The sequence below is a fragment of the Rhizobium grahamii CCGE 502 genome, assembly GCF_000298315.2.
Lineage (GTDB): Bacteria > Pseudomonadota > Alphaproteobacteria > Rhizobiales > Rhizobiaceae > Rhizobium > Rhizobium grahamii.
Genome location: NZ_AEYE02000016.1, coordinates 1 through 20,890 on the forward strand (window position 1 = coordinate 1; position 20,890 = coordinate 20,890).

Here is a 20,890-nt window from a genome sequence, read left to right on the forward strand (position 1 = left end):
CGGTCATCCTCGCACCTTTAGTGTGCTGGCTGTTCAAACCGCTTCGGTTTTTGGCGGCAATACGGAAGCGAACTCGTCACGAGACGTGGGGTTCCCGTCGATCATTTCGTAAACGGCCTTCGACCTGCCAAGCGTAGCCATCAGTGAAGGTGGTCCCGAAAAGGATTCGCCGCCAATGTGCCAGCCGTCCGTATGCAACTCCTCGATCAGAACCCAAGTCACGGACCTAAAGGCCTCGGAACCTTCAAATTTGACCATGACGTCTGTGATGGCCTTCGCCAATGCATGTTTCTGGGTGCTGGTGAACACGCCATCAACCAGTTTGATGTTCACGAAAGGCATTGATATCTCCTATAACGTTGAAGAAGGGGCAGCGATCAGGCTCCCGAGGCCGTTAATGAACCTCGATGACAAGCTTCCCGTTTGCCTTGTGGGTCTCCAAAAGTTCATGAGCGTCGGAGGCCGTCGCCAAGGTGAACTTCCTCGGATCGACCCGCGGCGAAACGTTCCCGGCCTCCACCAGCTTCGTCGCCTCCCGCATGATGTCGCCGTGATGTTCTCGTCCCTCGCCGGTTAGAAGAGGGATCAGCGTGAATACGCCGGAATAGGTTGCAGACTTGAATGACAACGGAGCTAAAGCGTGAGTCCCCCAACCGAGGCAGCTCACAACATGGCCGAATCTTCCAACGGCTTTGAAAGCGGTATCCAGTCCCGCACCGCCAACCGTGTCGTAGACGACATCGAAACCTTTTCCGGCGGAGTGCTTCGCGACATAGCTGTCGACGCCATCTGAGGCGTAGTCGATCGGCGTGGCTCCGAGACCGTTGAGGTAGTCAGCCTTGGTTGCGGAATCGACGGCATAGACTTTAGCCCCCAGAGCGACACCAATCTGCACGGCGATATGTCCGACACCGCCGCCAGCACCTAGCACGAGAAGACTTTGCCCCGCCTGGAGGTTCACGCGGTCGACGAGCCCCTCCCATGCCGTGATGAAAATCAGAGGAAGGGCGGCGGCATCGCGCATTGTAAGGTTTGAGGGTTTCAAAGCCAGCAGTCGCTCGTCAACCGACACGTACTCCGCAAGGGAACCCTGATTGCCACCGACGCCCCCGGTCATCCCGTAAACCTCATCCCCGGTGGAGAAGCGCGTCACACCCTCTCCGACCTCAGTAACGACACCAGCCAAGTCGATGCCAAGTATCGCCGGAAATGCATGCTTCGCGTGGGCCGCAGCTCCGGCCCGGATTTTCGTATCGAGAGGATTGACGCCGCTTGCGCTTACACGGACCAAAACCTGACCACGGACAGGCCGGGGGTGCGGAATGTCGGCTATTACGAAGGGGCCGTTGGCGGCTTCCACGACCGCAGCTTTCATCATCGACATCTGGCTTCTCCTAAAGCGATTGCCTCGGGAGAGTGCGCCCAAATTCTGGGGGCAGGAATCATATATACCTTTAGATGAGCACGGTCAGCTCGCGTTACAGGTTGTGGCCGTCCCTTCCACCTCGCGCCCTAATGGAACATATTATTTCCGCGTCGCTAGAAAGGAGTACCCTTCCTGTCGGCATCACACGCAGCATCAATCGGCCGCGGAAACGGGGGCGGAAAGTGAACAGACTGCTCGAAAAGGTCATCACAGCGCATGGGGGCCTGAGAAACTGGGACGGGGTCGGTACCGCGAATGCCACGGCAACCGTCACAGGCCTGTTCCGTCATGAACACTCGTCCGCGACACCCAGTCAAGTCAATGTCCAAACTCACCAAAACAGGGTAACGATCGAACCATTGGGTTGCCCCGACTGCGTCAGCCATCTCGACCATGATCACCTGTCTGTCGTTCGGAAAGACGGTACAATTGTTATAGGACTGGAAGATTTCGGCCTGCGGTTCGAGCCACCCATTGGCTTAGCGACAGGCGTGTTGATGACGTGCCGCACCCTCCGCTCAATGCTGACTTCCCCCTTTTTGCTGACGGATGAAGCGGTGGAGATAAGTGAACTGGTACCCTGGAACGAGCGCGGTGCCCAATGGCGGGTTTTAAGGGCCGAGTTCCCCCCTGATCTGTCTGCGCCCGCTCGGGTGCAGGATTATTTCTTTGACGCAGAGTTCCTCCTGCGGAGGCACGACTACCATGTCGACGGCGCTCAGGCCATCACGGTTTGCGAGCTCGTCGCAGACTATGTCGACGTCCAGGGCCTCCGGATGCCGACAAAACTCAAGGGGTACGCGCGCCGCCCTGACTTGGCCCCCGACTTTGGAAGAGAACTGATATCCGTCGACCTCAGCCGTCTCGCTTTCTCCTAGCTCGGAGTTTCGCCGGCCGCGCCTCGTGTGTATTAGGCCGATGACTTCTACCAGTCCGCTTTGGCGAAAAGGATGTATCCATGAAAGACCTCACCCGCTGTGTCATCACACCCGAAGTCAATACGGAAGGTTTCAAGTCGCTGGCCGTAGGTGTCCACCGGGCATCCACGATCGTATTCGATAATGCTGCCGATTATGCGAACCGTGGAGCGCGAGGCCCTGATGGGTATAGTTACGGCCTGTACGGCACTCCCACCACGCGAACGCTTGAAGCCAAGCTTACGGCGCTAGAGCAAGGGGCGAGAACCTTCCTCGTACCCTCGGGCCAAGCCGCGAATACGATCGCGGTGTTGCCGTTCCTTAAAGCAGGTGATGGCATCCTCATTGCCGACACGGCCTACCCACCGATGCGCGATTTCGCGGATACGGACCTTGACCGCTTCGGCGTGGAGGTCGATTACTACGACCCACTCGATCTCTCCGATCTTGAGAGAAGGATCAACAGTCGCACTAAAATTGTCTGGTGCGAGTCTCCGGGTTCGACCACCATGGAGGTGCAGGACCTGCCCAGGATCGCACAGCTGGCTCACAAGCACGGTGCGCTTGTCGGCTGCGATAACACATGGGCGACGCCCATTAACTACAAGCCCCTATCGCTCGGTGCGGATATCGTCACCGAGGGACTTACAAAGTACATTGCCGAGCATTCTGACCTGTTGTTGGGATCGCTGACCGTGCGCGACGAGCGGCTCGTGGCTCCGATAAGGTCCACACTCGGACGGTTAGGTATCTCCGTATCGCCGGACGACGCATCAATGGTGCTCCGGGGTATGGAAACACTGGGCGTTCGCATGCAGCACTCCAGCGAGGTTGCGATGTCGTTGATCGAGAGGCTTCAAGCATCAGAGGTCGTTGAGCGCGTCCTCTATCCGGCACTTCCAACCGATCCTAGCTATACAGTCTGGCAAAGGGATTTCACCGGCGCGTCCGCGGTCTTCAGCGTCATTTTCAAACCGGGAATAGCCAACCATGTCCCTTCGTCACTGGATGTCCTCCAGACTTTCGCGATAGGGGCGTCATGGGGCGGCACGCGCAGCCTCGTCGCTCCAATGCCGGTCAAAGGCCATCGATCCGCTACGAAATGGGCCGGAGACGATCTGATACTGCGGATCAGTGTCGGCTTGGAAGACCCGCAGGACCTGATCGACGACATCGACGCAGTCTTGGCAGATATTACGTCCCGCGTTCGCGTTGATCGTTGAGGAACTATCTATCCCAACACCGCTCGGCATCGGTCTCCTGATCGAAGGACACCGAGCGTAACACCCATTGCTACCCAAGCGACAAGCCCGGCAGCAAGGGTCCCAAGGACGAAGTGACGTTGCAATTCCTCGGGAACGAGCGTCGCGACGCCATCTGCCGTAGGCGCTCCGTAAAGGAAGGGCGCGGCCAGCAATACCAAGGAGGCGAAATATGCGGCGGTTTTTCGGACAGTGGCGGCCAGAAGCAACGCCCCTGCGGTGCAGCACGCACAGCAAAGCCACCAGAGCTGACGTTGGCCTAGATCGGCGGCAGGCATTCCCGGAAGCTCGGGCGGCAAGCCTATCGCCGGCACGAGATTAAATGCCAGGAAGCCACCCATCCCCCAAAAGAGACCTGAGCCCCAGGTTCTCAGACCGCCGCTGACTTCAGCGACGACACTGACGAGAAAGGCATAGCCCACGAACGCAAGGACCATCGCAGCCAAAGTGATCAAGTTCCTTCCAAAGACCGAGACTTGCTCGTGCTTATGCCGAGCCTGATCGGCCGCCGTTTGATGTTCGGCCGCGTGCTCAAAGGCTTCTGCTTCCATGATCGAAGGGACGTTTATCGCAATGTTGAGAGTGGACGCGATCACGCCTCCGACCACTCCCGCAAGCAACGCCAAAAAGAACAATCGCTGAAAATAAGCCATAGCGGGAGCCTCAGTGACAGGGAAAACTCAGGGTATGGCGCACGTCGTGGGTAGCGTCGTGGATGGCGGGAATGTTCGAAAATCCAACACTGCCAAAGAGAATTGCGCCTAGAACCGCAATGGCTGCGATGGAGAAAGCCCTGGCGGTCACGCCAACTACGATGGGCTTCTGCTCTGTGATGGCTATCATCTTCGTTCCCTTCTCTGAAAACCATGAGGTTGAACGCTACCGATGGCCATGATCGCTAGCCCGCTCTTCAGCTGCGCCATCGCGTGGCCGGTGGAATTGCTTCGTATCTTCAAACGCGATCCTGGTTACGACCAAGGCGGCGACGAGGCCTAGCAACTGGGCAACACCAAAGGCAGCGGCCTTGGCCAGGCTCACGGCGACAGGTCCCGCAGCCAGGGTCGCGGCGATCGTGACAGCCGGATTCGCGTAGGATGCCGACGGTGTGGCCAAGATCGCGGCAGTTAGCCAAGCTCCGACCGCGAACGGCCCAGTGTCCCACTTGCTGCTACGCGCGCAACTTATGACGATGATCAGGAGCCCAGCGGAAGCCACGAACTCACTGACCAGGAGCGCCGCCGTCGGACTTTCTCCGATGGTCGGACGAATAGCCTCGCGGAACATCATAGTGGCGAAAATAGAGCCACATACTCCGCCAGCGAGTTGCGCCAGAACATAGGATATCGTGCATCCGGTCGCGCCGCGGAGCCATTGTCCGATCGTGATCAGAGGATTGTAGTGGCCTCCGGACACTTTCCCCATTGCAACGATCAACCCGACCAGAGAGCCGGCGATCGAGACTGCGATGATGACCGAGGCCGCCAAAGGTTCCGCACCCAGCTTCTGCTGCACGGCTAACCCCGACCCCACCATCGCCACGGTGAGAAGACAAGTCCCCACCGCCTCGACGAAAGACCTTCGCAATAATGGAAGCGAGCCGTCGACCTCAAAAAAGCAGAATGCCTCCGGAGCTATATCAGGCATTTGGATGCGAGCGCGCCACATCGCTCGTGTAGCGCGCCTCCAGCTCAGCCATTTTCGTCGCCAGGGCGCCTGGCGTCAGGATACCCTTCTGAAAGAGGATGTTCGCGAAGGCAACGATCCAGCGTTCGTAGTACGACAACTTCCCGATCATCTCCGAGCCGAGCGCCGCGACGCCGCGACGCTTCTCTTCAGTGTTGATGATCTTGTGGAAATCGAGAACGTCGGCTAGCGCGTGGCAGCGCTTCTCCCATGGGAGCAATTCATGTTCGACGCGTTCGATCTTGCCGCTCGCGTCGCCTCCGATGTCGTTGGGAAGTTTTTTGACGAGAAGTTCGCTGGCCATCACGCCGCCTCCGTTCGGTACTCTACCGGGATCACGCCGATCATCGCATCGCGCGTCACGAGCGTTGCGAGGTCCTCCTCGCTCATTGCCTCTGTCCCTGCCGGTCGCATCGGCAACACGAGGTAACGGACCATGGCGGTGGAATCACTGACTATAATCTCGACATCGTCGGGGATGTGCGTGCCGAACTCCTCGAGAACTGTCCGCGGTTCATAGACTGCTCGGGCCCGGTACGGCTTCAGCTTGTACCAGTCGGGCGGGAGGCCAAGCACGGGGCGCGGATAGCAGGAACACAGCGTGCAGACGATGAGGTTGTGGACCTTCGGGGTGTTTTCGACAACGATTAACTGGGTGTCGTCGTAAAACATGATCCCTAGCTCTTCGCACCCCTTGCGACCGTCATCGAGTAACCTTTGACGAAACCCGTCGTCGACCCAGGCTCGGGCCACGACCTTGGCACCGAGTGCAGGCGTTCGTGAGTCCAGCACCTCGATCTGCCTTCGTATCTCGTCCGCGCCAAACAGCCGCCGCTCGATCAGCAGCTCTCGTACGGCAGTTTCCATAAAATCGTAGTAGCCGGGAGCATCCGCGATGGAGATTTCATCATGCGGATGCGAGTGCCCTGGATGGTCATGGTCATGGTGATCGTTGTCATCAGTTCCCACGGTCAAATCCTTTCGAGCCAGTTCTCGTAGACCTCTACTCTCAGCCCGTCGGAAGCCGAGCCTCTGTAGTCGTTCCAAATCTGCGACAGCGGAATCGCGATACGATAGTAATGGCCCTTCGAGCCGGCGTTCCGCCCGAAGCCCTCTTCCTCGTTGTCGACCCCCATCGTTGCGATGACCCGTTCGATCACCGCCGCCTTGCCCCGGAGATACATCGGGAGCCGATAATGACCGACGGGGAATCGCGTCCCCGTCCTCACCATGTCGCCAACTTTGAAGGCGGGAATCTCGCCTAGCGCAGGGACGACAGCATGTGCGATCGATTGCGATGTCATAAAGATGTCCTTTCTTGAGCTTTCTGGCCGGTCTCAGACTTCGCGTTCTTCCTGTGTTTTCGCTTTGACGGCATCCAAAACGCGAGTGGAGTAGACGAGCCCTGCACCCGCGTTCACGCCGATAGCAGTCCCCAGCGCTTCCGCGATTTCCTCGCGCGTCGCGCCAGCTTTGAGCGCGGCCTCTGTATGCACGACAATGCAGCCGTCGCACCGCAGGGAAACCGCCACAGCCAAGGCGATCAACTCGTTGACCTTCGACCCAAGCAGGTCGGTTTTTCTTGCCGAACCGCCGATCGCTTGATAGCCCCGGATAACATCGGGGCTGAGGGCTGCCAGCTCTCCGACCCCGGCAAGTACCTGACTGTGATAGGCATTCCAGTCGATCATGGACATCGAGGGAGCTCCGTTGGGGCGTTAAACACCGTGGTAGACGAGACGTGCGAAAAAGTCGGGCGAGATAACGAACTGCCCCCATTTCGCGTCGAACGCCGCCGTCGGCTTGGCGGCGATCACCGCGTCGACCGGTTTGCCTTCCGACTTGAGCTTCGCGACGTTCCCACGGATATCGACAAGCATGGTCCGGTAGTCGCTGAGCTCCGACTTGTTGCTGAGCGGCTGGCCGTGACCGGGAATGACGACAGTCTTGTCGCCGACGCGGGACAGGATTTCCTCCACGGCCTTGATCTTCCCGTCGATGCCTCCGCCTGTGGAGTAGTCGATGAAGGGATAGATGCCGTTCCAATAAAGGTCACCCGTGTGAACGATGTCGGCTTCGCCGAACGCGACGGAGATATCACCGTCGGTATGAGCGTTCGGATGGTGCTTGAGCATCAAAGTCGACTTGTTCAACTCCAGAGACATCTCGTCACCGACGGTCTCGGAGGGCACGGCCGCGAGTGGCGGCCGCGGGAACTCGAAGTTCCAGTCCTCGACCTTCTGAACCGTCATCAGGTGCGCTTTGGTGTTCTCGTGCGCGAGGATCGCCGCCCCTTCTGCGTTCAGCCATTCGTTGCCGTCCGTATGGTCGAAATGCCAGTGAGTGTTGATCAGGTGCCTGACAGGCTGTTTGCCCAGTCCTGCCAGAGCTTCGAGTAGCCGGAGCCGCGATGCGGTTATGCCGCCGTCGATGAGCACCTTGCCGTCCCCGCCGGTCAGGACCGCGATATTCCCGCCCGATCCTTCCAGGATCGACACTCCGGCTCTTGCCTTGTGGACTTTGACGGGTGCCTTTGCAGCTGCATCGCGGATCATGTCAACGATGCCTTGCGCCTTAGCAAACACCTGAGGAGGGCTAAGCCAGCCTCCCGTTGCGACGAAGGTCGAGGCTGCCATGCAGCATAGGCAAAACCCGCGACGTGATAACTTGAAGTCTTGAGTCATGGCGTGTCCCCTCAAAAAAGGCGGGGCGGCTCCGGGGAGCTTGGGATTCACCTGGAGCCGCTTGTCCGCCGAACGATCATGCCTGGAAAAACGCCAGCAGATCGGGATTGATGATGTCCGGATGGGTGCTGCACATCCCGTGCGGGAGGCCCTTGTAGACCTTCAGAGTTCCGTTCTTGAGCAACTTGATCGACAGAAGCGCGGCATCCGCGATCGGCACTATCTGGTCGTCATCCCCGTGCATCACGAGCACCGGAACATCGATCTTCTTCAGGTCCTCCGTGAAATCGGTCTCGGAGAAAACCTTGATGCACTCGTAGTGTGCGATAGCACCGCCGATCATACCCTGTCGCCACCAGTTCTGGATCAGGCCGGGATAGACCTTGGCGTCCTTTCTGTTGAAGCCGTAAAAGGGGCCGCTTGGAACATCGAGATAGAACTGCGCGCGGTTGGCCGCGAGCTGGGCGCGGAGATCGTCGAACACCGAGATCGGTAGACCGCCCGGGTTCTTGTCCGATTTCACCATGACCGGCGGGATGGCAGCTATGATCACTGCCTTGGCGACCCTGCCCTTTCCGTGCTGGGCGACATAACGGGTGACCTCCCCGCCTCCCGTGGAGTGACCGACGTGGATCGCGTCTTTGAGGTCCAAGGCTTCCGCCAACTCCGCGACGTCAGCTGCGTAGGTGTCCATGTCATTGCCGACGGCGGTCTGCGTAGAGCGGCCATGTCCGCGCCTGTCGTGCGCGATTACCCTATAGCCCTTGCTTAGAAAGAAGAGCATCTGGTTGTCCCAGTCATCGGCGCTAAGCGGCCATCCGTGGTGAAAAACCACGGGCTGTCCCTTGCCCCAGTCCTTGTAGAAGATTTGCGTCCCGTCTTTCGTGGTGATCATGCCCATTTTCTTTTCCTCGGCTGGTGATTGGCTTGTCTGCGCGTTCGCGATCTGGACTGGAGCGAGTTCGGGAAATCCGAATATGGATGCTCCGAGCACCCCCGCCGCGGTCCCGAGAACGGTGCGGCGGGAAACGGGGATTAATGCCGGTATATCGGACGTCATGATCCTCGACCCTTTTGCAAGCCGCCGAGCGACGGCATTCGAGAGCAGGAAACGGTGGGCCAGGCCCGCCCGTCGATTGGGATGTGCGGGAGGATATGCAGCCGCCCCTCGTCGGCCAATCATATGTTTCCGTTAGTTCCGCCTGTTCGTCTGGCCTGATCTTCGGGATCGAAGTATAGTCCCGGCAACTCCAGTGGCGTGTACCGGGAGAATGTCGTGAGGGGGATTGAAATACGGCAATACGCGCCCGCGCTTGCTACGGGCTGCGCGGGAACTGCTTTGGGAATATTTGAACAGGAGCCGTATGGCGGGCTCTTCATGGCGGTTGCCGCGCTTGTGTTGATAAAAGGCAGGCGGACCGCGGCGTGCGTCGCGTTGTTCTTGATCGTCGGCTGCGCTTTGATCCCGTTCAACCGGGCGAGCTCTTTCACGAACCCCGTGGCGTTCCTACTGTCGGGACTAGGCGCTTTATGGCTGGTAAGCATCTGGAGGCAGCGTACGGAGGTCGATCAGAGCCTGGTTGACGCGAGGTTGATCGTCGAGAGCATGCCGGGCCTAGGCTGGGCGACCGATGACAAAGGAAACTTTGTCTACGTCAACCCAAGCGTCGTCGATTACGTCGGTAAGAGCACAGAAGAGTTTAACACCACCGGGCGCACGGGCCTCGAGGCCGTACATCCTGAAGATTCAGACCGCGTCACGCAGGCTTGGCTCACCAGTATGAGGACTGGCACGTCTTTTGAGTCCGTCCATCGCATCAGGCGCGCCGATGGCGATTACAACTGGTTCCACGCATATGGACGCCCCCACCTGAATGAGCGAGGGGACATTCAGGGATGGTATGGCACCACGATTGATGTCGATGAGAAACAGCGAGCCGAGCAACGGCTGGCGGAAAGTGAACGCCAACTACGCACGCTGATCGATACAATGCCGGTGATGATCTGGTGCGGGTCGCCCGCTGGGGAGCCGATCTACCAGAACCCCAAGTTACTGGAATATCTCGGCGCGACGACAGAGCAGATCAGGGACAACAATTTCGGTGTCGTTCATGCAGGTGACATGGCTGGATTCCAATCGACGTGGGCCGAATGTGTAAAACAGAAGACGCCTCTCTCGCTGATATGCCGTCTTCGGTTCAACGATGGGACATACCGTTGGAACCGGGTAACGGCAGCCCCTCTTCTCAGCGATACGGGCGAGATTATCCAGTGGTACGGCACCAACGTCGACATCCAGGAACTGCACCAGACGCAGGAAGAACTGCGCGAGAATGCAAACCGCCTTAGATTGATGCTGGACACCCTGCCAGCGTCCGTTTGGTGTGCGAGCCCCGACGGCCAACCAACCTATTTCAACGAACCCTTGATGAGGTATTCGGGAGTTTCACTGGAGGAGTTGCGAGGGGCGAACGGGTCGGGTTTCGCGCCGATGATCAGCCGGCTTGTCCATCCGGCTGACGCCCCAATCCTCAAGAATCGTTTTGAGCAATCGTTCAAGTCAGGCGAACCCATCGCTTTGAAATATCGTCATCGCCTCGCCGACGGCGGCTATCACCTCGTCGACTGCAGAGCACGTGTTCTGCGCGACTGCCACGGCCGGCTGTTTCAGTGGTACGGCGTCATAGTCGATGTCGAGGAAGAAGCACAGGCCCAGGCGCAGTTGCAGAAAGCGCAGCACCATTTGGAGTTGGCCACACGCGCCGCGAGTTTGGCCGAGCTTTCCGCGTCCATTGCCCATGAGATCAACCAGCCACTCGTAGCAGTCGTCACCAACAGCAGTGCGACGGAAAAGTGGCTCGAGGCCGTGCCGCCAAATCTCGAGCGAGCGAAGAAAGCCGCCAGGAATTCCGCGGAAGCAGCAAACGACGCTGCCGAGGTTATCACCAGGGTCAAGGCGCTTTTCCGGCAGTCTGGCGGCGCGAAATCGCCAGGCAATCTCAACGAAGTCATCGAAGAGGCTTGCGTTCTGCTTCGGGAGCGTATTGCCGCCTCGCGGTGCGATCTGCGGGTGGAACTTCAAGCCGACTTGCCACAGGTCGTTTTCGATAGAGGACTCATCCTGCAGGTGCTCGTGAACATCATACAGAACGCGATGGACGCGATGGCCAGCCTAAATGGATCGGTGCGACTGCTAGTAATCCGTTCGATGCGCAGCGGCGGGGATGTGGTCGTGGACGTTAGGGACAGCGGTACCGGATTGCATGATACGGAGAAGATTTTCGAGCCCTTCTACACAACGAAGCACAATGGCATGGGCATTGGATTGTCGATCTGCCGGAGCATCGTGGGGGCTCACGAGGGAAGATTGTGGGCGACTCCCGCTGAGCCTTTCGGCACCGTGTTTTGCTTTTCCCTTCCTGGAAGCGGAGGAGAACCTTGATGTACGAGAAAGATCACACCGTATTCGTCGTGGATGACGACAAGCGTGTGCGTGACGGTCTTACGGAATATCTGGAAGCGTCGCGGATAAACGTGGCGACCTTCGCGACAGGACGTGAGTATCTCGACGCGCCCAAGCCCGACACGCCTTCCTGTCTTGTCCTTGACGTCAGACTTCCCGATGTCGACGGATTTGAGCTTCAAGCGCAAATGTCAGACAACCCTCGTCCGCCGATCATATTCATCACAGGGCACGGCGATATCCCCATGACCGTTCGAGCCATGAAGCTTGGCGCTGTCGACTTTCTGTCCAAACCGTTTCAGGAACATGAACTGCTTGCCGCGATCGAAACCGCGCTCCAGCGCGACCGGACCTCTCGGCAGGAACGGGCGGCGCTCCTCGAACTTCAAGCGAAGCTGGATTGCTTGTCCGCGAGGGAACGCGACGTTCTCCCGCTCGTTGTAAGTGGACTGATGAACAAACAAGGCGCGGCCAAGCTGGGCATCAGCGAGATAACGTTCCAGATTCACAGAGGCAATATGATGCGCAAGATGCACGCGGATTCTCTCGCCGACCTTGTCCGGATCGCCGGTAAACTCAACATTCCCATTACGCATTCCCGACATGGAAATTGAAAATGATAGCGCAGGCGAGCCATACCTTTGCGATCGTGGACGATGACAAACGTGTTTTGGAAGGATTGAGGGAGCTTCTGGAATCGGTGGGATACGTGGCGAAAACCTATCGATCGCCGAGCGCTTTCCTGAATAGCGGCGAGCTGAACACTTGTGATTGTGTCATCACCGATATCAAAATGGAGGCCATGGACGGGTTCGAGCTGGAACAGGCAGTACGCGGTCAGGAACCGGGGAAGCCGATGATATTGATGACGGGACGCACCGACATCGAGGACAGAGGGTACGTTGGCGCTGACGATCACCGGGTGTTCATGCGCAAGCCACTCAACAGCCAGGCGCTGTTGCAGGCAATCACGCGGCTTCTTGCATTTCCTCGTTGAAGACGGACGTCTTGGAGGCGGCAGTGCTCATTACACTTTTTCTATGCTCGCTCGGTGCGTGCCCCAGCACCTTTCTGAAAGCCTTGGTGAAAGCAGCTTCGGATTGATACCCGACACGCCGAGCGATCACCGATATCTTGCTGGCGTTTGCTTCGATCAATCGGGCGGCTTGATAAATCCTCCACTCGGTCAGGTACGCAAGCGGAGCCTGACCAACGACGTCCTTGAAGCGGGCGGCGAAAGCAGATCGCGACATGCCGGCCTCCTGGGCCAGCCGATCGACGGTCCACGGCGTCTGAGGGTCGGCGTGCATCGCCTCCATCGCTAGCGCGAGGTTTTTGTCTGCGACCGCAGCTAGCCAACCTGTCTTCGCTGTTCCCCATTGCTGTGAATAGGCACGAATAGCGTGAACGAACAGCAGTTCGAAAAGCCGTCTCACCACAGCGTCCGAACCCAGCCCCGGCGAGTCAGCTTCCGCGGCCAATAACTCGAGTACGGCCTGGAAGGCGCGGCTTCGGTTCTGCTCGGACCTCAAATGAAGGAGCTTCGGCAAAACGTTGAGCAATGGCCGAACATCAAGCCTCTCGATCTCGAAAAAGCCGCTGATGAATGTCGTCGTCGTGCCGCCGCCGCCGAACTGAATTCGGTTACCTTCCCTTAGCGCTTCGACATCGAGACAATCCTCAATACGGGACCGTTCATGGTCGTAGACGCGATAGGGCTCGTCTCCGAACATGATGAATACGTCGCCCGCGCGCAGCGCCACGGGTTCTGGGTTTCCTCGAGTCGTCAGGACTCCCGACCCTCGGACGACGAGCACGAATTTGATGGAAGGATCGCCGTTCGATACAACGCCCCAGGGTGCAGTCGCGTCAAGCGTGGTGAACTTCGCCTTCCTGATCCGCAAAGAAGAAAAGATATCACTCAAGGGGTCCAACTAAATGTTCCTATGATGGACGATCGAGCCAAAACTTGGGACGATCGAGACTGAAGGCTCTTGGCTACCGTCGCTATATGGGGGTGCGAAAAGGAGATTCCAATTGCAGAAACGTCTCGCTCTAGCTGATACCATTCGGACACAAAAGGCCCGGTACTGCCGCTATGTCGATACCCATCAATGGGTCGAGTTCACAGCCTTGTTCGCAAGCAATCCCACGATCCGCTTCTTTGGAGAGGATGGCGTTCTGCTGGCGGAATTCGATGCCGTCGACGAGTTGGTGGCCGTCACCAGGGCGTACCTCTCCGGTGTGAGGTCGATCCATCAGGTCCACAACGACGAGATCGACATCGTGTCGGACACCGAGATCAGCGCCGTGTGGTCAATGGAAGACTACCTGATCTTTCCGGATGGGAATGATGGCCGACCCGCGTCCATGCACGGTTACGGACACTATCACGAAACATGGCGGCTGGAGGACGGGCAGTGGCGGCTGGCGCTGCTGGAGCTTCGCCGAACTATCCTTGAGATCAAGCCGAAGGAGAACGCGGCATGACAACCACTCCCATCAAAGTTGGCATTATAGGCGTACATCCGGACAAGGGCTGGGCAACTACGGCCCATATCCCCGCTCTGAAAACACTGCCGCAATTCCGCATAACAGCCGTCAGCCATAACAAGCAGGACATCGCGCAGGCATCTGCGCTGAAGTTCGGCGCGGACCGAGGCCACTCAACGACCGACGAACTTGTGAACGATCCGAACGTCGATCTCGTTGTCGTGACCGTGAAGGTACCGCATCACCTTGAGCTTGTGACCAAGGCCCTTGAGGCCGGAAAGGCGGTATTTTCGGAGTGGCCTTTGGGAATGAACTTGTCCGATGCCGAGAAAATGCTGGCGCTTGCGAAGAAACAGAACGCCTTCACGGCAATCGGGCTTCAGACGCGCTCCGTTCCGGCTATCAGCCTAATCAGGGATTTGGTGAGAGACGGCTACGTCGGCGAGGTCCTATCTGTCTCCATCATCGGTTCGGGGATCATCTGGGGCGAAGAGATCAACGAGAGTTACCTCTACACGCTTGATATGGCGAACGGAGCGTCGATGCTGCACGTCCCGTTCGCGCATACTCTGGACGCTGCTCTCTTCGCCCTGGGCTCCGGAATGGAATCTGTCGGAGGATCTTTGTCCAACAGCCGGCCCATGGTCCGCGTGGCGGAGACCGGCAACCAGGTCCCGTTCACCGCACCCGACCAGATCGTGGTCAGCGGCCTTTTGGAGAACGGGGCCGCGTTGAGCGCCCACTTCCGCGGCGGTCTCTCGCGGGGAACGAACTTTCATTTGGAGATCAACGGCACCAAGGGCGACCTGATCCTGACAAGTCCGGTGGGGTACGTTGGCTTGGGCGGATTCGCCGTCCGAGGCGCTCAGGGGGACGAGCAGATGCACGAACTGCCGGTGCCGCAGACCTATGACACGCTCGGCATCGCCGAAGGTTTCAGCCAGAGCGTCGGCATCGCATACTCACGTATCGCATCCGACATGTTGGATGGCACCAATCTCTCGCCCACGTTCGAAGACGCCGTGAAACTCCACCAGGTACTGGAGACAATAGTATCGGGCAACGGAGAGCGTCGCGATGTCTGAGAAAATGCGGGCGCTCGTTGTGACGCGGCCGGGGGGACCAGAGGTTCTTGAGGTTCGAGACGTAACCCGCCCCGGGCTACGCGACGAGCATGACGTCATCGTTAAGGTCAAGGCGGCAGGCATAAACCCCGCCGACTGGCAAAACCGGAAAAACGGCGCGGTCTACGACGTTGAGGGTGATCAAAGCGCATCGCCGACAATCCTGGGGATCGACGGCGTCGGCATCATTGTGGAAGCGGGCGCGGCCGTAACCAGCGTCCGCGCCGGCGATGAAGTCTGGTACGTGGACGGCGGCTATGCAGGCAACCCCGGTAGCTATGCCGAATATAAGGTGGTCCGTGCCGATTACGTGACGTTCAAGCCTGCCGGCATGGGCTTCGCAGAGGCGGCGGCACTGCCTGTTGTCGGGCTGACGGCATGGGAGGCCGTCTTCGATAAGGGGCAGGTCAGCAGTGGCGACCATGTCCTCGTCCACGGCGGCGCAGGCGGCCTCGGACATATCGCGATACAGTATTTGACCTCGATTGGAGCGAAGATCGCGACGACCGTGTCCAGCAAAGCCAAAGCTGAGCTTGTCCGAAAGCTCGGCGCTGAACTCATCATCAACTATCGGACGCAGAACATCGAGGAAGTACTAGAGACCTGGAGGGGCGAACCTGGCGCTGACGTAGTCTTCGACTTTGTCGGCCACGACAACTTCGCCAGAAGCTTCGCCCATACATCAGCGTACGGCAGGCTCGTGAACACGGTTGTTTCCGAGTGGCCAGCAGGAGGCAACGCTGCTGCCGAATGGAAAAATCTCGACATCAGCTTCGTCAACATCGGATTGCCGCAGATCAGCCGGAACCATGGACATCGTCTCCGACAGACGGCCATTTTGAAGGAAATCGCTGAACTCGCAGATCGCGGCCGCCTGAAACCACACATCGACAGGGTAGTGTCTTTTGATGGTGTCGCGGAGGCGCAACGAGCGCTGGAAGCCGGCGAAACCCTTGGCCGCCCCGTTCTGGTCCTGTGAGGACCCTACTTGACCTGTGCCGAACCCGGCTTTGAGTGACTAACGAAAAGAAAGACCGACGATGACTGATATACTGCCATTTGGCTTCTCCACGACAGCGGCGGAGGTCCTCTCCGGTGTCGATCTGAGGGGAAAGACCATGATAGTAACTGGCGGAGCCAGCGGCATCGGGATCGAAACCGTAAAGGCTCTTGCATCCGCTGGCGCTGCAGTGACAATCGCGGCGCGCAGACCAGAGGCCGCCGCAGATCTCGCTTTGACGCTTCGCGAGCAGTCGCGGAATCCCCAAATTGACGTGCGACAGCTCGACCTAGCCGACCTAAGGTCGGTGCGGAAATTCGTGGCCGATTGGGACAAACCGCTTCATGCTCTCGTCAACAATGCTGGAATCATGGCCCTTCCCGAGCTGGAGCGATCCGCCGAGGGCTGCGAAATGCAGTTCGCGACCAACTTTCTGGGCCACTTTGCCCTCACAACCGGACTCCATCCTCATCTGGCAAAAGCCCAAGGTTCCCGGGTCGTGTCCGTAAGCTCGACAGGAAGTCTCTTCGGACCGGTCTTCTGGGACGACCCGCATTTCCGTTTCATTCCCTACACCCCGCTTCTTGGGTACGCACAATCTAAAACGGCCTGTATCTTGCTATCCGTGGGCATCGCCCGCCGCTGGGAAGCGGACGGCATCGTGTCGAACGCCCTCAATCCGGGAGCGATAGCAACGAACCTACAACGACACACTGGCGGTCTTAGAACCCCTGAACATTTACGCAAAACGCCGGAACAAGGCGCGTCGACGTCGGTACTCCTGGCGGGATCGCCTCTCGTCCAGGGTGTCAACGGCCAGTACTTCGATGATTGTCACATTGCACCTGTGCTCCCGGCAAGGCCGGATGGCAAACTAGAAGGCGTGGCCGCTTATTCCCTTGACGGAGAAAACGCAGATCGCCTTTGGCAGTTGGCGACTGACTTGATTGGGGTATGAGCTCGGACGACCAAGCGGTGCTGTAGACAACGGATGTCAGGGTGACATCCAGCCTCACCGCGCTCCAAGGGATCAAGGTCTTTGCAATGACGATCGAGTGCGGGAAGCGATCGAGGCATCCATTTGACGAGCGCGACACTTCACCGAAAGATGGCCTCATCGAAGAAGCTCGCCCTCATTTGAAAGATGCCCGCCTTGCCTCTTCGAAGCCTCTATCAACAGTCCGGTGAAGCATTGGCAAGCGGTCGTGAGCCGTGGAAGTTCCAGGTCCTTCGATGGCAAATGAATTAGGTATGCCATGGGGAATAGAATCCTAAGTCTCAAAAAGAATGGCTTCCTCGTGTCCGCGTTGAGGAAGCCGTGCGGGCCAGCAAAAAGTGACTGCTCGTCCCGCCGAAGGGCGTGTTCGATCGCATCGAGATCCCCTCGAGTACCCAAATGGATGACGAGAAAAATCAACGACACGAGTGCAGCAAACCAACACAGCCTAGATTGCGGCATGGCAGCGGGCGACAAATCAAGCCGAGAAGCTTCTTTATCTCAATGATCCTCAGGGGCACCTGTGGTTTCTAAACGATCGACATCAACCTTCTCTTCGGCTTTGAAGTTCGTCATAACCCGAAGCGTTGCGAACGTCGCAATCGAAAGCACCACTGCAGTCTCGTAGGCGCCAAGCCCCACGGCAGCACCGATCGCGCCGGTTGCCCAAAGACTCGCTGCGGTTGCCGTCCCACGGATACTTGCCTTGCCGACTAGGATCGCGCCGCCGCCAATGAAGCCGACGCCATTGATAATGCCTTCAACGATACGGGCCGTCGCTTCGGCGTTCTCTTTGGTCACGGTCTCGGCTGCTTGGATGAACCCGCAAGCCGCTATCGCGACGAGCGGAAAAGTTCGAAGGCCCGCACTACGCTCGTTGCGCTCACGGTCCCAGGCTATTGGAAGCGCCAGGATATAGGCAACGACCAATACGGTGAGGTTCCGCAACAAGTCTATGTGTACACCAATATCGCCAAGCCATTCAGCCACCTCTTCCTCCTTTATTGTAAACCGTGAAAGATGGGCGGCGGTAGATTATCGGCAAGATGCCGACACACCACTTTAACAAAGACGGAAATTGAACGGGTCAGTGAATCCATCGAGGAAGTCGTAAGAGGGGTTTTCTGGCATGGCGAAGTCGGGGCATGAGATCTCGGTTTTAGCTGCGAGTGCTACTTTAAACGATGTCCGGAACTTTTCGAGATCGCGACCTTTCGGCGTGCCCGATAACGGCGACAATGGATGGGTATTCCCTTCCGACTAAACCCGAGTAAGATAGACGCCAGGTCCTGCACGGACAGCGGGATCGGCAAAGCCTGCGTGCCTCGAAAGCCTCCTCTCGTCTACGAACCGGTCGTTGCTGACGATTTACGCGTCGAGCGCGGCGGGTGACAATTCGATGAGGTTGAAGATCTATGGCTCCGTCGACAGTGTCGTTGAACAGCCAGAGCTTCCACCTAAGGTCACATCGCCTGGGGAGACCTCTGGCGACTAGGAGCTCGGCTCGTCACCGGGCGGACATACGCTTAGTCCGTTGTCTTTTCGCCCGCTATTTCGCCGCGCGCAATCGCTTTATCACAGACCGCTCTGTTGCGCCCGCTGCTCTTCGCAAGATAGAGAGCTTTGTCCGCCCGCGATATTGCCTCGCTGAGTTGGCAATCCTTGGAACTCATCGTAAATGCCACACCGATGCTGGCGGTCAGCGTCAGAAAATGACCGTCTGCAATGGGAACCCGCAGCGCCGCGATCCTACGGCACAGGAATTCCGCATCCAGAAGCGCCTGCTCCTCGCTGTCGGCGTCATACACCACGACGAATTCCTCTCCCCCGTAACGTGCTGCTAACGGGTTGGAGAGATGCTCGAGGGAGGTCAGCATCAGTGCGAGACTTTGCAAGCACAAATCGCCCACCTGATGCCCGTGCCGATCATTGATCGACTTGAAATGGTCGAGGTCGATCAACAGGAGTGCGGTTCCGCCGGGCTTGCTATCGTCAAGGAGCGAAGATTTCAGAAAAGTCTCGAATGTCCGCCGATTGGCAAGGCCAGTTAGCGGATCTTCCTCTGCTAGCGCTTGAAGGACAGCATTCTTGCGCCTCAGCTCGCTCGCCGTTACCCCGTAAGCATGGACGGCATCACCGATCAACGCTATCTCGGTGATTACAGGCTTCGATCCAGCGGGAAGTGTGTTCCCGCTGCCGTTGATACGCTCAAGGTTCGCTATCGCGTCCATGATGGGCTTCGCAAGGTGTCGCCGGGCAAGCAGCAACAGGATGACGCAAAACGCCCCCGGGACGAGCACCGTGAGCAGAAGAGTGTAACGTATCCTCGCCGCTCTAGCCTGAATTTCCTCGGTGATATTGTCGGCAACAAGGGCTGCGTCACTGCTCAGCTCCTTTGCCATCTCGTCGATGATCTTGATCGCCTCGCCGTAGGCTGTTGTCGCCCTTTCCTCGTAGGTGAAAAGGGCGACGTTGGCCTTGGTCGCGTCACGCGCCTGCTGCCGGGCAGCGGCGATCTCCTTTGCCAGCACCGCAACCCGCTTCGAACCGCTGACGAGATTGGCCCCGGCCTCGAACGGAAACCCCTGCGCAAGCGCCTGGATTTGCAATTGCACCTGCCGTTCCAGACGTCTATCCCGCGCGAGATAGAGAGCCCTTATCAGAGAGGCAAGCCGCTCCGTTTTTACGGCATTCCTGGTCTGCGAGAGGATGAGAGGTATCTGCGTTTCGCGCGTGAACTGAGCCTCGCGCTCGATCTTGCTCAGTTCGATTGCAGTGAAACCAGCCGCGACGCATGTGTAGGTGACTGCAATGATCAGTAGAAACCGACCGGCGGACTTCAGCGACACTTGCCGTGATGATTTCCGTTGGGACCGCGAACTCAGCATCTCATCTCTCAGTAAATGCTGAACGGGAAGTAGGCGTCGTTTATCTTGTCGTAGGTGCCGTCGAGTTTGATATCTTTCAGTGCGGTGTTGATACGGCTGATGAGTGCCGCGTTGCCCTTCTTCGCTGCGATGTGCGCTGAACTCTGCAAGAATTCGCTGGAGATAGGATCACCCACATAGCTGAACGCCGCCCCCTCGGGTGTTTCCATGAAGCTCAGCAGCTCGATGGCGTCGCCGATCAAGAGGTCGACCTTCTTCTCGATGAGCAGGCGGTGTGCCGCGGGTTGATCCTCGGCAAGAACGATCGCGCTTTTGCCATAGGCTTGCTTGAGGTAGTCGGCCTGAATGGTTCCCGTCTCGGCCGCGATACGGACGCCAGCCAACGCCGCGGGAGAGCTGTCTTGGTACTCTTCATCGCCAATCAGCACGGAGTGCGATCGGTAGTAGGGGGCGGAGAACTCGACGCGTGCGGCTCGCTCCTTCGTATAGGCCATGCTGGCGACCACTAGATCGTATTGATCGCTCTCCAAGCCGTCGATTATTTGCTCCCACTTCACCGCCTGGAACGTGCACTCGACTGAGATCTTAGCACATAGCGCTTTTGCGATGTCGACATCGAAGCCCTCGAGTTCGCCATTCTTTACGAAATTGAAGGGTGGATACGCACCCTCGGTGGCTATCCGCAGGCTTTCTGCCCTGCTGATTGCGGGCATCAGGACGGCATATGAAATGAGTAACGCAAAAGCGAGCTTTACCACGGGCGATCTCCTCTACAGGCGATCATACGTTTCCAATCTAAACAAAGCCTTGAGTTTACTCACGAAGATCTTCCTGCGTTCGCTCTCGGCTTGACTGCGAGCAACCTGAGAACCCCGTAAGGTTGCGAACCAAGGGAAAGCAAGGCGTGCCGATCATTGATCGACTTGAGACGATCGAGGTCATCATGAGGAGCG

24 protein-coding genes are annotated in these 20,890 nt (G+C 58.2%); 9 read left to right on the forward strand and 15 right to left on the reverse strand.

Annotated elements, in window-relative coordinates; genetic code table 11:
• Nucleotides 1-33 precede the first annotated feature (33 nt).
• Nucleotides 34-342, reverse strand: coding sequence for a tautomerase family protein (locus tag RGCCGE502_RS16095; protein WP_016555231.1), 309 nt, complete (start codon nt 340-342; stop codon nt 34-36).
• A 52-nt stretch (nt 343-394) separates the two neighbouring features.
• On the reverse strand, nt 395-1,384 hold the full coding sequence (locus tag RGCCGE502_RS16100; RefSeq protein ID WP_016555232.1) for a zinc-dependent alcohol dehydrogenase family protein: 990 nt from the start codon (nt 1,382-1,384) through the stop codon (nt 395-397).
• Between the two features lie 224 nt (nt 1,385-1,608).
• Between RGCCGE502_RS16100 and RGCCGE502_RS16105 the strand changes: the two genes are divergently transcribed.
• Both RGCCGE502_RS16105 and RGCCGE502_RS16110 read left to right on the forward strand, forming a co-directional pair.
• Nucleotides 1,609-2,304 (forward strand): hypothetical protein, encoded by a 696-nt coding sequence (locus RGCCGE502_RS16105; protein WP_016555233.1) that lies wholly within the window; start codon nt 1,609-1,611, stop codon nt 2,302-2,304.
• Between the two features lie 80 nt (nt 2,305-2,384).
• Complete coding sequence (locus RGCCGE502_RS16110; RefSeq protein WP_016555234.1) at nt 2,385-3,566, forward strand: trans-sulfuration enzyme family protein; 1,182 nt, start codon at nt 2,385-2,387, stop codon at nt 3,564-3,566.
• 8 nt (nt 3,567-3,574) lie between these two features.
• Here RGCCGE502_RS16110 and RGCCGE502_RS16115 read toward each other — a convergent pair whose 3' ends face one another.
• The 9 genes from RGCCGE502_RS16115 to RGCCGE502_RS16155 form a co-directional block, all read right to left on the reverse strand.
• The gene (locus RGCCGE502_RS16115; RefSeq protein WP_016555235.1) at nt 3,575-4,258 is read right to left on the reverse strand and encodes a CbtA family protein; all 684 of its coding nucleotides are present in this window, start codon (nt 4,256-4,258) and stop codon (nt 3,575-3,577) included.
• A 10-nt stretch (nt 4,259-4,268) separates the two neighbouring features.
• On the reverse strand, nt 4,269-4,448 hold the full coding sequence (locus tag RGCCGE502_RS16120; protein WP_016555236.1) for a CbtB domain-containing protein: 180 nt from the start codon (nt 4,446-4,448) through the stop codon (nt 4,269-4,271).
• A gap of 36 nt (nt 4,449-4,484) precedes the next feature.
• A complete protein-coding gene (locus RGCCGE502_RS16125; protein WP_016555237.1) occupies nt 4,485-5,270 on the reverse strand; it encodes an aquaporin in 786 nt (261 codons plus the stop codon).
• Nucleotides 5,242-5,592, reverse strand: coding sequence for an SH3-like domain-containing protein (locus RGCCGE502_RS16130; protein WP_016555238.1), 351 nt, complete (start codon nt 5,590-5,592; stop codon nt 5,242-5,244). The genes RGCCGE502_RS16125 and RGCCGE502_RS16130 overlap by 29 nt, the downstream gene beginning before the upstream one ends.
• On the reverse strand, nt 5,592-6,263 hold the full coding sequence (locus tag RGCCGE502_RS16135) for a nitrile hydratase subunit alpha (RefSeq protein ID WP_016555239.1): 672 nt from the start codon (nt 6,261-6,263) through the stop codon (nt 5,592-5,594). Before RGCCGE502_RS16135 ends, RGCCGE502_RS16130 begins: the two co-directional genes overlap by 1 nt.
• Nucleotides 6,260-6,592, reverse strand: a complete 333-nt coding sequence (locus tag RGCCGE502_RS16140) for an SH3-like domain-containing protein (RefSeq protein ID WP_016555240.1) — start codon at nt 6,590-6,592, stop codon at nt 6,260-6,262. The genes RGCCGE502_RS16135 and RGCCGE502_RS16140 overlap by 4 nt, the downstream gene beginning before the upstream one ends.
• Nucleotides 6,593-6,625: 33 nt before the next feature.
• Nucleotides 6,626-6,985 (reverse strand): carboxymuconolactone decarboxylase family protein, encoded by a 360-nt coding sequence (locus RGCCGE502_RS16145; protein WP_016555241.1) that lies wholly within the window; start codon nt 6,983-6,985, stop codon nt 6,626-6,628.
• 21 nt (nt 6,986-7,006) lie between these two features.
• A complete protein-coding gene (locus RGCCGE502_RS16150) occupies nt 7,007-7,924 on the reverse strand; it encodes an MBL fold metallo-hydrolase (protein WP_016555242.1) in 918 nt (305 codons plus the stop codon).
• Between the two features lie 124 nt (nt 7,925-8,048).
• Nucleotides 8,049-8,873 carry an alpha/beta fold hydrolase gene (locus RGCCGE502_RS16155; RefSeq protein ID WP_016555243.1) on the reverse strand — a complete coding sequence of 275 codons (825 nt, stop codon included), beginning with the start codon at nt 8,871-8,873 and terminating at the stop codon, nt 8,049-8,051.
• A 477-nt stretch (nt 8,874-9,350) separates the two neighbouring features.
• Between RGCCGE502_RS16155 and RGCCGE502_RS16160 the strand changes: the two genes are divergently transcribed.
• From RGCCGE502_RS16160 to RGCCGE502_RS16170, 3 genes are read left to right on the forward strand one after another with little or no spacing between them, the layout of a single operon-like run.
• Nucleotides 9,351-11,414, forward strand: a complete 2,064-nt coding sequence (locus RGCCGE502_RS16160; RefSeq protein WP_081647257.1) for a PAS domain-containing protein — start codon at nt 9,351-9,353, stop codon at nt 11,412-11,414.
• Entirely contained in the window at nt 11,414-12,049 is a 636-nt protein-coding gene (locus RGCCGE502_RS16165; RefSeq protein ID WP_016555245.1) for a response regulator transcription factor, read from the forward strand. The genes RGCCGE502_RS16160 and RGCCGE502_RS16165 overlap by 1 nt, the downstream gene beginning before the upstream one ends.
• A gap of 2 nt (nt 12,050-12,051) precedes the next feature.
• Nucleotides 12,052-12,432, forward strand: a complete 381-nt coding sequence (locus RGCCGE502_RS16170) for a response regulator transcription factor (protein WP_016555246.1) — start codon at nt 12,052-12,054, stop codon at nt 12,430-12,432.
• Here the strand turns inward: RGCCGE502_RS16170 and RGCCGE502_RS34515 are convergent.
• Complete coding sequence (locus RGCCGE502_RS34515) at nt 12,404-13,369, reverse strand: AraC family transcriptional regulator (protein ID WP_051158686.1); 966 nt, start codon at nt 13,367-13,369, stop codon at nt 12,404-12,406. The genes RGCCGE502_RS16170 and RGCCGE502_RS34515 overlap by 29 nt on opposite strands.
• A 103-nt stretch (nt 13,370-13,472) precedes the next feature.
• Between RGCCGE502_RS34515 and RGCCGE502_RS16180 the strand changes: the two genes are divergently transcribed.
• The 4 genes from RGCCGE502_RS16180 (at nt 13,473) to RGCCGE502_RS16195 (ending at nt 17,010) form a co-directional block, all read left to right on the forward strand.
• Nucleotides 13,473-13,925 carry a nuclear transport factor 2 family protein gene (locus RGCCGE502_RS16180; RefSeq protein ID WP_016555248.1) on the forward strand — a complete coding sequence of 151 codons (453 nt, stop codon included), beginning with the start codon at nt 13,473-13,475 and terminating at the stop codon, nt 13,923-13,925.
• Nucleotides 13,922-15,013 carry a Gfo/Idh/MocA family protein gene (locus tag RGCCGE502_RS16185; RefSeq protein WP_016555249.1) on the forward strand — a complete coding sequence of 364 codons (1,092 nt, stop codon included), beginning with the start codon at nt 13,922-13,924 and terminating at the stop codon, nt 15,011-15,013. Before RGCCGE502_RS16180 ends, RGCCGE502_RS16185 begins: the two co-directional genes overlap by 4 nt.
• On the forward strand, nt 15,006-16,031 hold the full coding sequence (locus RGCCGE502_RS16190; RefSeq protein ID WP_016555250.1) for a zinc-binding dehydrogenase: 1,026 nt from the start codon (nt 15,006-15,008) through the stop codon (nt 16,029-16,031). Before RGCCGE502_RS16185 ends, RGCCGE502_RS16190 begins: the two co-directional genes overlap by 8 nt.
• Nucleotides 16,032-16,092: 61 nt before the next feature.
• Nucleotides 16,093-17,010, forward strand: a complete 918-nt coding sequence (locus RGCCGE502_RS16195) for an SDR family NAD(P)-dependent oxidoreductase (protein ID WP_016555251.1) — start codon at nt 16,093-16,095, stop codon at nt 17,008-17,010.
• Nucleotides 17,011-17,550: 540 nt separating this feature from the next.
• On the opposite strand, the gene RGCCGE502_RS16205 is transcribed toward RGCCGE502_RS16195, so the two are convergent.
• The 3 genes from RGCCGE502_RS16205 to RGCCGE502_RS16215 all read right to left on the reverse strand — a co-directional run bounded on the left by RGCCGE502_RS16205 (nt 17,551) and on the right by RGCCGE502_RS16215 (nt 20,695).
• Nucleotides 17,551-18,039 (reverse strand): MgtC/SapB family protein, encoded by a 489-nt coding sequence (locus tag RGCCGE502_RS16205; RefSeq protein ID WP_016555253.1) that lies wholly within the window; start codon nt 18,037-18,039, stop codon nt 17,551-17,553.
• Between the two features lie 536 nt (nt 18,040-18,575).
• Nucleotides 18,576-19,898 carry a GGDEF domain-containing protein gene (locus tag RGCCGE502_RS16210; RefSeq protein ID WP_016555254.1) on the reverse strand — a complete coding sequence of 441 codons (1,323 nt, stop codon included), beginning with the start codon at nt 19,896-19,898 and terminating at the stop codon, nt 18,576-18,578.
• 47 nt (nt 19,899-19,945) lie between these two features.
• Complete coding sequence (locus RGCCGE502_RS16215; protein ID WP_016555255.1) at nt 19,946-20,695, reverse strand: transporter substrate-binding domain-containing protein; 750 nt, start codon at nt 20,693-20,695, stop codon at nt 19,946-19,948.
• Between the last annotated feature and the right edge of the window lie 195 nt (nt 20,696-20,890).